Source organism: Chryseobacterium taichungense, assembly GCF_900109935.1.
GTDB classification, from domain to species: domain Bacteria; phylum Bacteroidota; class Bacteroidia; order Flavobacteriales; family Weeksellaceae; genus Chryseobacterium; species Chryseobacterium taichungense.
Map to the genome: position 1 here is coordinate 229,286 of NZ_FOBV01000003.1, position 12,457 is coordinate 241,742.

At 37.5% G+C, this 12,457-nt stretch carries 10 protein-coding genes; all 10 read right to left on the reverse strand.

Features of this window, described 5'->3' with window-relative positions; all coding sequences use genetic code 11:
- Positions 1-7: 7 nt before the first annotated feature.
- The gene (locus BMW64_RS07805) at positions 8-997 is read right to left on the reverse strand and encodes an NAD(P)H-dependent flavin oxidoreductase (protein WP_228400875.1); all 990 of its coding nucleotides are present in this window, start codon (positions 995-997) and stop codon (positions 8-10) included.
- Positions 998-1,076: 79 nt separating this feature from the next.
- Complete coding sequence (locus tag BMW64_RS07810; protein WP_089999473.1) at positions 1,077-2,447, reverse strand: peptidylprolyl isomerase; 1,371 nt, start codon at positions 2,445-2,447, stop codon at positions 1,077-1,079.
- A gap of 88 nt (positions 2,448-2,535) precedes the next feature.
- Positions 2,536-3,459, reverse strand: a complete 924-nt coding sequence (locus BMW64_RS07815; RefSeq protein WP_089999474.1) for a PfkB family carbohydrate kinase — start codon at positions 3,457-3,459, stop codon at positions 2,536-2,538.
- 27 nt (positions 3,460-3,486) lie between these two features.
- Positions 3,487-4,044: a gliding motility lipoprotein GldD gene (gldD, locus tag BMW64_RS07820; RefSeq protein WP_089999475.1), complete on the reverse strand. Its 558-nt coding sequence runs from the start codon at positions 4,042-4,044 to the stop codon at positions 3,487-3,489.
- Positions 4,045-4,331: 287 nt separating this feature from the next.
- On the reverse strand, positions 4,332-5,375 hold the full coding sequence (gene mutY / locus BMW64_RS07825) for an A/G-specific adenine glycosylase (RefSeq protein WP_089999476.1): 1,044 nt from the start codon (positions 5,373-5,375) through the stop codon (positions 4,332-4,334).
- A 32-nt stretch (positions 5,376-5,407) separates the two neighbouring features.
- Positions 5,408-5,854: a hypothetical protein gene (locus BMW64_RS07830; RefSeq protein WP_089999477.1), complete on the reverse strand. Its 447-nt coding sequence runs from the start codon at positions 5,852-5,854 to the stop codon at positions 5,408-5,410.
- A 72-nt stretch (positions 5,855-5,926) separates the two neighbouring features.
- Complete coding sequence (locus tag BMW64_RS07835; protein WP_089999478.1) at positions 5,927-7,291, reverse strand: DUF5458 family protein; 1,365 nt, start codon at positions 7,289-7,291, stop codon at positions 5,927-5,929.
- 21 nt (positions 7,292-7,312) lie between these two features.
- Positions 7,313-7,861, reverse strand: a complete 549-nt coding sequence (locus BMW64_RS07840; RefSeq protein WP_089999479.1) for a type VI secretion system contractile sheath small subunit — start codon at positions 7,859-7,861, stop codon at positions 7,313-7,315.
- A gap of 156 nt (positions 7,862-8,017) precedes the next feature.
- Positions 8,018-10,114 (reverse strand): M13 family metallopeptidase, encoded by a 2,097-nt coding sequence (locus BMW64_RS07845; protein WP_089999480.1) that lies wholly within the window; start codon positions 10,112-10,114, stop codon positions 8,018-8,020.
- A 268-nt stretch (positions 10,115-10,382) separates the two neighbouring features.
- Positions 10,383-12,410, reverse strand: a complete 2,028-nt coding sequence (locus BMW64_RS07850) for a M13 family metallopeptidase (protein ID WP_089999481.1) — start codon at positions 12,408-12,410, stop codon at positions 10,383-10,385.
- Between the last annotated feature and the right edge of the window lie 47 nt (positions 12,411-12,457).

Sequence of the window (12,457 nt, forward strand, 5' to 3'; positions counted from 1 at the left end):
AAATTGCTTATAAAACCGGGGTATCCGCATTTCTGAATTCTTCCAGCAAATTTTTAAAAACGGTTTCTGCAGGAAGTACCTCATCAATTAAAGCTGAAACCTGGCCTATTTCAAGCTCTCCTTCATCCAAATCACCCTCAAACATTCCTTTTTTTGCTCTTGCGCGGCCTAAAGAAGCAATCAGGGATTCTTTATTTCTCCCTGTATTATAGATTTCTTCGAGTTCATTAAAAAACTTATTTTTAACCATCCTTACCGGCGCAAGTTCTTTCAGGGTAAGATGAGTATCACCTTCCTCAAGTTCAGTTATTTTTTTCTTCCAGTTTTCATGAGCACTTGCTTCTGTCGTTGCGGCAAACCGGGAGCCAATCTGTACACCGTCTGCCCCAAGAATCATGGCTGCTTTTATTTGTGATCCCAAAGCAATTCCTCCTGCTGCAATCAGCGGTTTTGTAATATGTTTTTTAACATTCGGAATCAGACAGAATGTTGTCGTTTCATCTCTTCCATTGTGACCGCCGGCCTCAAAACCTTCTGCAACGATACCGTCAACTCCTGCATCTTCGCATTTCATAGCAAATTTTGTAGATGAAACAACGTGAGCCACTTTTATTCCTTCTTTTTGAAGAGTTTCGGTATAAGCTTTAGGACTTCCGGCAGATGTGAAAACAATCTTCACACCTTCTTCCAAAATAATATTGATAATTTCTTCTAAATTGGGATAAAGGAGCGCTACATTTACGCCAAAAGGCTTATCAGTAGCTTTCTTACACTTCTGAATATTTTCACGCAAAATGTCAGGATACATACTTGCTGAACCAATCAATCCCAATCCTCCGCAGTTTGAAACTGCCGAAGCCAGTCTCCATCCGGAATGCCAGATCATGCCCGCCTGGATGATGGGATATTCAATATTAAAAAGTTGTGTAATTCTATTCTGACTTTGCTGCATATCGTGAAGTTTTTTAGCCGAACTAAAATCTATAAAATTGCTCATGCTGTAAAAATAATAAAAACTAATGTTAACGGCAGTTTTAAGCATAAAAAAACCTTCAGAAATTCTGAAGGTTTAGTATTTATTTTTTGATTGAATCTTTTTTCCAGCTTCCTTTAAAAGCACAGCTGTCATATCGGCCGTCTATTGAAATGAATGTCGTCGGTAATTTTGAATTAACAAATTTTTCCACCATTTCATTTCTTCTTTTGTTAAGTGCCATTTGCTTGATTCTGTCATAGTCAGTTTCCAGCGTAATCTGGTGTGCAGGAATCACATCTTCCATTTTAATGATCTTTACTACTTTTCTGTCTCTTTCATCTTTATCATCAAAAGCATTCGTGATATCTCCTTTATTAAGACCTGCTAACTCATAACTGATTGTTCCAGGAACACTTTCTCTTTCTATTTTATTAGAACCATCAGCACCGGGAATCACACCGGCATTGAATTTTGTTCTTTTATCATCAGAAAATCTGAACGCTGCATCTTTAAAAGTCATTTTACCGTCCATAATCAAACCTCTGATGCTGTCTAATTTTGCTTTTGCGGTTTTAATTTCTTCATCCGTAGGCGTTGCCATTAGAAGAATATGTCTTGCATCATATATCTTTCCTGATTTTTTCACCAGCTGTATGATATGATAACCGAATTCGGATTCTATCGGGTCTGAAATTTCTCCTTCCTGAAGGTTAAGGGCAGCAGCTTCGAAAGGTTTTACCATCTGACCTTTAGAGATATTTTTCATTAAACCACCGTTTGCCGCTGAACCCGGATCTTCTGAATAGATCCTTGCCTGGCTTTCAAAAGTTTCTCCTCCCTGAATATCCTGCTTTATTTTCTTTAGTCTGTTAATCAGTTCATCTTTGTGAGCTTCCGTAAGCTTGGGATACATCATAATCTGTGATAATGAAACCTCATCTTTAATTTCCGGAAGCTGAGTTTTATACATATTGTAGAAATCAGTTACCTCATTAGGCGTAACGTCAGCTTTTTCCGTAATTCTCTGGTATTTTGCCTGTCCGTAATATTGATCCGTATCGATTTTCTCGATCGCATTTTTCATTTCATATCCGTTTCTGAACTTATAGGCAGCCAGCATCGTTTTTTCATCCGGAAACTGGGACAATAATTGCTGATATTTTGCATTAGCCTGCTCCTTGATCGCAGCAGAACGATTATCTATTAAAGTATCTTTTCTTGCTTCGTATACCAGAAGTTTATTGTTGAGAAGATTTTCCAAAAACTCACACTTATCTATATTAGAAGCTCCCTGCTGTTTTGCATAGTTCATCTGCTCATTCACATCAGATTCCAAAACAATTTCATCACCGATTACAGCAGCAATACCATCCACTAAATCTCCTTGTTTCAGCTGAGCATTCATCATATTTGCACCAAACAACATGATGAAAATTCCAAAAAGAAAAGTGATCTTAAGTTTATTTATCATTTTACTATTTTAAACAAGTTGCAAATTTAGAATTCTTAATGAATTACACTAAATTTTTTATTATAAATATTTCTTAAAAAAGAAGTATTTACTGTAGTTCCACGTCAAATGTTGTTAATTCTTTAAATTGTCTTAATCTTGCGAACATATCCGATTCATTTACCTCCTCAATTCTTTCGGTCCCGAATTTTTCAACTGTGAAAGAAGCCATTGCAGAAGCTACAATTAAAGCAGATTTCATGGTTTCAAAATCAGTTTTTCCTTTTTTAGCAAGATAAGCTGCAAAACCTCCCGCAAAAGTATCTCCGGCTCCGGTTGGATCGAAAACCTCTTCCAGCGGCAGTGCAGGGATCGCAAATACCTTATCGTCGTGGAAAAGTAACGCTCCGTGTTCACCTTTTTTGATAATGACATATTTCGGGCCCATCGCATGAATTTTTTTAGCTGCTTTTACCAAAGAATATTCTCCGGAAAGCTGTCTTGCTTCTTCATCATTGATGGTGATAACATCTGTTTTCGCGATCATGTCCATTAAAATATCCCAGGCGGTATTCATCCAGAAATTCATTGTATCGAGAATAACTAATTTCGGACGATTATGCATTTTTTCAAGAACTGACAGCTGTACTCCCGGATGAAGATTTCCTAATAATAAAATCTCTGCATCCTGCATAGAATCAGGAATTTTTGGATCAAAGTTTTCCAGAACATTTACTTCTGTTGCCAATGTATCTCTTGTATTCAGATCGTTATGGTATTTCCCGGCCCAGAAAAAAGTTTTACCTTCTTTTACAATTTCAATCCCTTCGATGTTTACACCTCTATCGGTAAACATATCCAGATATTCCTGAGGGAAATCGCCTCCCACAACGGAAACGATTCCTGATTTTACACCCAAAATAGATGAAGTAATCCCGATATATGTTGCTGCACCTCCCAAAATTTTATCTGTTTTACCAAATGGAGTTTCAATTGCATCGAATGCAACACTTCCTACAACTAAAAGTTTCATATTATTTTCAAAGTATGTTAAACGTAATTAATTTTTCCATTCAAATGTGTCAAGCAGATGTTTCATATCATTTTTGATATAATCCACTGCAGGAGCCAAAGAGTCAGGTTTTGGCCTTGTGTTAAAGTATAAGTAAGCAGTTACAAAATGTTTTGTACTGTCTGTAATGTAAAACTGAAGATTGGAAGCACTTTGACCTTTAAGCTCGTAGAAATTACCATACACCTTCTTTTCCGGGTATTCGAATGATTTGGTGTCAATAGCACTTGCCTTTATCGTATGTTCGTAAACCATTTTTTCCGCTTCCCGGATGTGTGCCGCGAAATCGTTTTTTATCGGATAATAAGTAACGAATACTTTCGCTTTCATTTTCGGATAGTTCAGGTAATACCAGCAAGGTCTTTTGGCATCTGCTATTTTGGCAAAATCTGAATATTCAAATGTATAGGCACAGTTATTTTCAAACTTCTGGTATTTTGGGGCAGGATATTCCAGGCGAAGTTCTCCATAAGGCTTTGGAATAGGATCTTTGCCACAAGACACCAAAAGCAAAACTGCAAAAATAAAAATGGCGTTTTTAAACATTTTGCAAAAATACAAATTCCATTTAGATTTGAGAATACAAATTTCAGGATTTCAATAGGTTTTGGATTTGAAATTGAATTTTGTAGGGATGGCTTTATTTTAACACAAAGATCGCAAGATTTTTTTGATCATTACCCGCTTTTAAGTTCGCAAAGGCGTTTCACTCAGCAAAAGACATTAAAATTTATAATTTTGGGTGAATAGCACATTTTGTCATTCTGTAGAAATCCAGACAATTTATATTTAATTTTTGAGATTGCTTCGTCGCTTCGCTCCTCGCAATGACATCACAGAATTCTGTATGCCGCATCATAATTTTGGATATAATTTTCCAAAGGTTTTGGAAATGATCTTTCGTGAGAATCCATTACATTGGTTATGATGAAATTATTCTCAGCGATAAAACTTTGCCAGATTTCTTCAGAATCTACTTCAACATTGTAAATTTCTATGCTTAAATTTTTGTGTGTCAGTTTATGGCTTACCGTTTTCACTCCTACGATGAATGCTACCAGTTTATCGGAAATTTCAGGTACAAATTCGAACAGCTTTTTCCATATGAAGTCATCTTTTCTCTGCTGAATCAGGAATTGTCCGTTTCTGTGGACAAAATAATATTTTAATTCAAGATCTTTTGCTTTTGTTTTTTTGGCTTTAACGGGAAATTCAGATACTTTGTTCAATGAAAAAGCCAGACAATCATTATTTAGCGGACATTCTCCACACAAAGGATTCTTTGGTTTACAAATTTCAGATCCCAGATCCATCATGGCCTGATTAAAATCACCGACATTATCCGGTAAAATTAAATGTGCAAGCTCAGAAAAATAATTGAAAGCTCTTGAGTTTGAAATATCAAAATCATCTGCAAAAATACGGCTGAGAACACGGTAAAAATTTCCGTCCACCGCAGGAATTTTGCCATTGAAACAAATACTGGAAACCGCAGCAGCAGTATATTTGCCTACTCCTTTTAATTTTAAAATTTCTTCATATTCATGGGGGAAAATTCCGTGATAGTCGTTCATGATCTGCTGTGACGCTTTATGAACATTTATAGCCCTTGAATAATATCCCAATCCTTTCCAATACAGTAAAACTTCATTTTCATCAGCTTCAGCCAGTGTTTTAACGTCCGGAAACCTTGCAATAAAATTATTGTAGTGATTCAATCCCTGATTGATCCTTGTCTGCTGAAAAACAATCTCACATATCCATATTTTATAAGGATCTTTTGTCTGGCGGAAAGGAAGATCTCTGGCATTTATCCTGTACCAACTTAGAAGTTTACTGCCAATAGGTTTTAAATCTGAATTTTTTATATTTTCCAAAAGTTCTTCTTCATTAATGCTGCAAAGATAATTTAATTTTCCCTTTTTACCGGGTAAACGGGGGCGGCTTTAAGCCATTGATATTTCAGGTGTTTGTCTTTTGCAATAAAGCGGTAGCCTTCAAGTCTTTTAAGGTAAGCATACATCGGAGATTTCAGTTTCAATCTTTGATTTGACAAAATCTGCATTGGAAAGGTAACGATTGAGTCTATCGTTGTTTTAAGCACTTCTCCTGATTGAATTTTATAGATGAAAACTGCCCGTCCACGACCTGTAGAACTGTCTGTCAGTTTAATATCTGATGTTGAAATTACGAGATTACTGGCATCAAAGCATTCCTGTTCACTCATAATATAAGCTTTACCTTCTTGTCTTTCGTCCGCAAAAAGATCTATTGTATGTTCCTGTTGAATCTTTTTTTCTTCACAGCTAACCACAAAAAGAATTAATGGCAAAAAATAAAGTAATCTGCCTTTCATAAAGAAATATTTTAATGATTTGATAGAAAAAAACCGATGTATTTTCATCGGTTTTTATTGTAAGATATTTTTTTATTCCTGAGCGTATTCAGCATCCCATTCGTTTCCGTCATCACCTTTGTGCCCGTCAAGCTTTATCACAAAACTTTTTGTTGGGAAATATGGTGTCAGGCGGATGTCAAGCCACACTCTGTCTTTATTTACTCTATCCTGTTCGAAACGAACGATTTTAAATTTCTCGATCAGTTTGTCCGGACCTTTAATATTATCCAGGAACTGAACAATCTGTCTTCTCAAATCATCTTCATTTTTAGCATTCCAGTTTTCGAAAGCTCTTCTGTTCAGGAAGTCTAATAAAACTTTAGTGACATAGTCGAATACACGGACAACAGAATACGTCTGCAGACCGATATTATCGCCGGTGAACAGTGTTTTTGCAGAAAATGCCATGATCTTTCCGTACTCATTTACCATAGGAACAAGTCCCATTTTTTCAAGCTGTGAAATCTCGCTTTTCTTTAACTCGAATTTTACGGCGTCTACTTCATTGATGTTTCCATGTTTTTTACCGGCAGCTACCTGAGACATCAGCGTTTTATGGATTTTTCCTGCCAGTGAAGTCGATGGCGGAAGCTCTACGTTTTCTTCCTCTCCTACTTCTTCAGCCTTTCCACGGCCTACCAGCCAGTTGCATGTCATGATCACATTACTTCTGTGCAGTTCTCCACCCGTAAGATTCGCAGAGTGGAAAAGATCTACCACATCATCCGGCTTATCAAGATTCGCAAAATCGGTAACCATCATCACTTTGTTTTCGTTACAGATTTTTGCCCATTTCTCAATGACTTTATTCGATCCCAAATATCCCGGAATTGCTAAAATAGAATAGTTATCCCTAAGATCAAGGCGATCGTAATAATTTTTAAATTCTTCTGCAATAGCATCGATAAACAAAGGATTATCAAGATCGGAAACTTGATCCAGGCTTGCATTGACAATGCTTACATTGTCAACTTTATCAAGCTCGGTATTTTTATAAAACTGAGCCACCGTTCTGTAGTTGGTTTCAAGCATGCGAACGGCGTCAAGTGTATTTTTAAGGTTTGATTTCAGGCTCTGCTCTGCTGCCTGTGCCTTTGATTTGCATGTTTCGGCCATTTTATCGGCAGAATCATTGCCTTCCAGAAGATTTACCCAAAGGTTTATTTTTTGAAGAAGCTCTTTTCGTTCCTCTTCTTTATTGCTGTCATTAAGGAAGATTTCTTTCCTTGCTTTTCTGGTAGGGTTCATATTGGCAATACCATCCACAACGGATTCTACAAAACCAAAACCTCCGATTTTATTGAGTTCGGCAAGCGGATTAGCCTTCGGCTGACCTGCGTGTTGCTGCTGTTGTCCCTGTTGTTGGTTTTCAGCTGCCTGTAATTTACTATCCATGATTAATGTAAAGTCTTTAGATTATTTTTCAAGTTCTTGTGCCACGTCCTTCAATACTTCGATAAATGCAGCTCTGGTCTGATCATTTTCGAGCATATTCCGCAAAATTTTGTTGGTTTTCAGCTGACGTACGATTTTATTGTACTGTTCATGCTCCATGCTGAGCTGCTGAAGGTACGCTGATTTCTGGGTAAGATTTTTCGGGGTGAAGTCCGCAAGATTTTGAAAACGGAATTCTTCTTCTACTACATTGCCGTCTTCCGTTTCGTGCTGCACGTGTACAGAAGGCTGGAAATGTTTGAAGACGTCATCCACAGTCTTTAGACCTGTTACAATTTCAGGAACATAAGATTCATCTGTAGTAAGCTGGCTCACGATGAGTGACTTGTTTTCCTGTATGTTCTGAATAGCTTCATTAGCATCCACTTTCACTTCGTTTCCGCCAACGCCATAATTAAACATTGCCATATTATTGTTATTTTGAGATTTTCTATTTTGGTGTGAATCGTATTTATCAGCATCAAATAACTGACCAATCCAATGTTTAAATTTAAAAAAAAACTGTAACATACAAAATTTTGTTAAGATTTTTCTTGAAATATTTAATTTAAATACTAAATATTAATCAAAAATCAACATTTTACGATAATACTAAGCTAGGAAAAATTAAATAAAAAACGCACCATTTCTGATGCGTTTTTCGTTTTCTAACAATTTTTGGCTTGTTTACCAAATTTTTATCCTGTCTTCAGGTGCCTTGTACATTTTGTCGCCAGGCTTGATATCAAATGCTTTAATAAATGCATCCTGATTCACCAGCGGGCCATAAGCCCTGAATATTCCCGGAGAATGCGGATCGGTCTTCACCTGATTGGTCATATACTGATCCGTAGATTTTGTTCTCCATACGGTTGCCCAGCTCATGAAGAATCTCTGATCCTGTGTAAAGCCACTGATCAATCCCGGGTTTCCGTGATCTTTAAGATACATCTGAAGCGCATCATAAGCAACCGCTACCCCACCAAGGTCACCGATGTTTTCACCACTGGTAAATTTACCGTTGACAAAACTACCTTTTACCGGCTCATAAGCGCTGTACTGGGCCGCCAGTTGGGCAACTTTTGTATCGAAATTCTTACGATCTTCATCGGTCCACCAGTTATTCAGGTTTCCGTCACCATCGAATCTGGAGCCACTGTCGTCGAATCCGTGAGAGATTTCATGCCCGATCACCGCTCCGATTCCACCAAAATTAACAGCGGCATCTGCTTTTGGATTGTAGAATGGCGGCTGAAGAATGGCTGCAGGGAAAACGATCTCATTGTTGGAACCACTGTAATAGGCATTTACCGTTTGTGGAGTCATGCCCCATTCTGTTTTGTCGACCGGTTTTCCTATTTTATCAAGGTTTCTCTGATACTGCCATGCAGAAACATTCTGAAGATTAGAATATAATGTCGCGCCTGCTTTAGGAGATTCTACCTTTAACTGAGTATAATCTTTCCATTTATCCGGATAGGCGATCTTTACGGTGAATTTGGATAGCTTTTCCTGGGCCTTTACTTTCGTTGCAGGCGACATCCAGTCCATATCGTTAATGTGTTGCTTAAATGATTTTAAGATATAATCAATATACGTTTCCATCTGCGCTTTGGCTTCGGGAGTGAAATATTTTTCTACATACAGTTTACCGAAAGCTTCACCAAGAACACCGTTGACCAAAGAAAGACCTCTTTTGTTCATCGGACGCTGCTCTTTCTGACCCTGAAGATATTTAGAATAGAAATCAAATCTGATCTGTTCCAGCTTTTCATCCAGATTGCTGGCGTTACCATTAATTAAGTGATATTTAAGATAATCTTTTACCAACGGAAGATTTTTCTGGGTAAGGAAAGAATCCATATTCTGATAATATTTCAGTTCACCGATAATCACTCTGTCCGTATTAACTCCCGCTTCCTTAAGATATTTCTGAAGATTTATATTTTTAACCAATCCTGATAATTCAGAAACATTTTTCGGGTTGTATCTTAAATTAGCATCCCTGTTTTGCTCTAGCGTTAATAAATAATTAGCAAGCTGCTTTTCAAAATCAACTACATTTTTTGCTGCTGCATCAGAGTTTTTGTATCCCAGAACACCGAATAATTTCCCTACGTAAGACTGATATTCTGTCAGGGTTTTGGTATTGGCTTCGTTTACTTTTTGATAATAATCTCTTCCCAACCCAAGATCCGGACCGCCAAGATAAACCGCATTCATTTTGGAATTCTTCATATCTGCCCCTACTCTCCAGCCATAAAACGAGTTGTCCCCTAACTTTGTAGCTTCCAGTAAATATTTCTGAAGATCATTCAGGTTTTTGATGGCGTCGATCTTAGCCAGATCTCCTTTTATCGGTGCCAACCCTTCTGCATTTCTTTTATCAGTATCCATAAATGAAGCATACAGATTCTGTATTTTCTGCCCCTCGGAACCCTCGGAATAAGATTCGGATAAAATTTTGTTTAAAATATCCAGAGAAGCATCATCCACATTTTCCCTCAATGCATTAAAGGATCCCCAGCTCGCTTTATCTGAAGGAATCTGTGTGGTTTTCACCCAATTTCCATTCACATAGCTAAAAAAATCATCTTGCGGGCGTACCGATTTATCCATATAAGATAAATTGATCCCTTCTTCTTTTATCTCTTCTTTCGCAGATTCTGCAGCAACTTCTTTTACCGCTTCAGGTTTTTGTGTGTCTGCGGTTTTTGCCGTCCCACATGAATTTAAAAATACAAGCCCTGACAAGGCAAGTATTCCGATATTTAGCTTTTTCATTAAAAATATTTTTTGATTTTACACAAACTTACCAAATATACAAATTTTAGTGATAAATGTTTATGGTTTAGAATATAGAGGATGAGGCTAAGGTTGAGGTTAAGATTGAGGTTAAGATTGAGGTTGAGGTTGAGGTTGAGTTTGAGGTAGTGAGATTAACGATGTGGCTTGTATAAGTAATCGTTAAAATCAGGTTGATTATTTTTATCATTTATCAAATAAAAAAACCGCTCATTGCTGAACGGTTTTGGTATTTTTTCGGTAATGATTACCAAATTTTAATTCTTTCTGCAGGCGCTTTGTACAATTTATCTCCCTGCTTCACGTCGAATGCTTTGTAGAAGGCATCAACATTGATGATAGGCCCGAAACTTCTGAAATATCCAGGAGAGTGCGGATCTGTTTTTACCTGGTTTACCATGTATTTTTCACTGGATAATGTTCTCCAAACAGTTGCCCAGCTTAGGAAGAATCTCTGATCCTGTGTATATCCGCTGATCAATCCAGGGTTTCCTTTGTCTTTAAGATACATTTGAAGTGCATCGTAAGCGATATTCACCCCACCTAAGTCGGCGATATTTTCACCGTTTGTAAAAGTTCCGTTTACGAAAGTTCCTTTTACAGGCTCGTATTTATCATATTGAGCAGCAAGCGCTTTAGTCGCTTTTTCAAAGTTTGCTTTGTCTTCCGGAGTCCACCAGTCTACCAGGTTTCCGTCTGCATCGAACTGTGCGCCGGAATCATCAAATCCGTGGCTCATTTCGTGACCGATAACCGCGCCAATTCCTCCGAAGTTTACGGCTGCATCTGCCTGAGGATTGAAGAAAGGCGGCTGAAGAATTGCGGCAGGGAAAACGATCTCGTTATTTACCGGGTTGTAATAAGCATTTACCGTTTGTGGAGTCATTCCCCATTCAGATTTATCAACCGGTTTTCCGATTTTTGCTAAATCCTTATTGTACTGCCACTCAGTGATGTTCTGAAGGTTTGAGTAAAGATTCCCACCTTTAGATTCAGGAACGATGGTTAATTTAGAATAATCTTTCCATTTGTCAGGATAAGCAACTTTTACAGTGAATTTGTTCAGCTTCTGCATTGCTTTTTCCTTTGTTGTAGAAGACATCCACGCCAGGTTATTGATGTGTACGGCAAAACTTTTCTTTAAATAGTCGATGAGTTCAACCATCTGCGCTTTTGCTTCTGCAGGGAAATATTTCTCTACATACAGTTTTCCGAAAGCTTCACCCAATGTTCCGTTGATCAGCTCATATCCTCTTTTGTTTAATGCTCTCTGTTCCTGCTGACCTCTTAGATATTTACCATAGAAAGCAAATCTCATGTCACCCAGTTTTTCGCTTAAGTAAGAGGCACTTCCGTTGATCATGTGGAATTTAAGATAATCTTTGATCACAGGAAGATTCTGTGCATTGATGAATTTGTCTAAATTTTTATAATATCCCAATTCACCGATGATCACTTTATCTGTATTTACCCCTACTTTATTAAGGTAAGAAGGAAGGTCTACATTTTTTACAAGCGTCTTAAGCTCAGCCATTGTTTCAGGGTTGTACTGAAGCGTATTGTCGCGACTCTGCTCGTTCGTAAGATACGTTTTAGCGATACTTTTTTCGTAATCAACAATACCTTTTGCTGCTGCGTCGGCATTTTTGTATCCTAATTCTTTCAGCATGGAAGCCACATATTTTGTGTATTCGTTAAGAGCTTCCGTATTTTTTTCGTTTACTTTCTGGTAGTAATCTCTTCCTAAACCTAATGATGCATTTCCTAAATACACCGCGTTCATTTTAGAATCTTTCAGGTCTGCATCTACACCCCATCCATAGAAGGTATTTTCACCTTCTTTTGTTACGGAAATCAGGTAATTTTGAAGATCGTTAACGTTTTTGATGGCATCGATTTTATTCAGATTTGTCTGGATAGGTTTAATTCCGTCTGCATTTCTCTTCTGAATATTCATGTAAGTTGCATACAGATCCTGAATTTTTTTACCTTCTGTTCCATCTGCGAATTTATCTTTCAGCAGAGAGTTCAGGATAGTCATTGAATTGTTATCTGTATCTTCAGCCAATTTGTTGAAGCTTCCCCAGGTTGGTTTATCAGAAGGAATTTTAGCGGTTTTCATCCACGTTCCGCTCACATAGTTGTAAAAGTCATCCTGCGGACGTACTGATTTATCCATCAGGCTAAGATCCAGACCTTTGTCAGAAGTCTGTGCGTTCACATTCTGTGAACAGATCCCTGCTAGTAAAAGCAAAGAAAGTGTAAGTTTTTTCATTATAATTACAATTTATACAATAAGTGTAACTTTTTTTTAATTCGTTA

Excerpts from the sequence above, each read along its gene's own strand:
- BMW64_RS07805 (WP_228400875.1), bottom strand. The coding sequence starts at position 997 with ATGAGCAATTTTATAGATTTTAGTTCGGCTAAAAAACTTCACGATATG.
- BMW64_RS07810 (WP_089999473.1), bottom strand. The coding sequence starts at position 2,447 with ATGATAAATAAACTTAAGATCACTTTTCTTTTTGGAATTTTCATCATG.
- BMW64_RS07815 (WP_089999474.1), bottom strand. The coding sequence starts at position 3,459 with ATGAAACTTTTAGTTGTAGGAAGTGTTGCATTCGATGCAATTGAAACT.
- gldD (WP_089999475.1), bottom strand. The coding sequence starts at position 4,044 with ATGTTTAAAAACGCCATTTTTATTTTTGCAGTTTTGCTTTTGGTGTCT.
- BMW64_RS07830 (WP_089999477.1), bottom strand. The coding sequence starts at position 5,854 with ATGAAAGGCAGATTACTTTATTTTTTGCCATTAATTCTTTTTGTGGTT.
- BMW64_RS07835 (WP_089999478.1), bottom strand. The coding sequence starts at position 7,291 with ATGGATAGTAAATTACAGGCAGCTGAAAACCAACAACAGGGACAACAG.
- BMW64_RS07840 (WP_089999479.1), bottom strand. The coding sequence starts at position 7,861 with ATGTTACAGTTTTTTTTTAAATTTAAACATTGGATTGGTCAGTTATTT.
- BMW64_RS07845 (WP_089999480.1), bottom strand. The coding sequence starts at position 10,114 with ATGAAAAAGCTAAATATCGGAATACTTGCCTTGTCAGGGCTTGTATTT.
- BMW64_RS07850 (WP_089999481.1), bottom strand. The coding sequence starts at position 12,410 with ATGAAAAAACTTACACTTTCTTTGCTTTTACTAGCAGGGATCTGTTCA.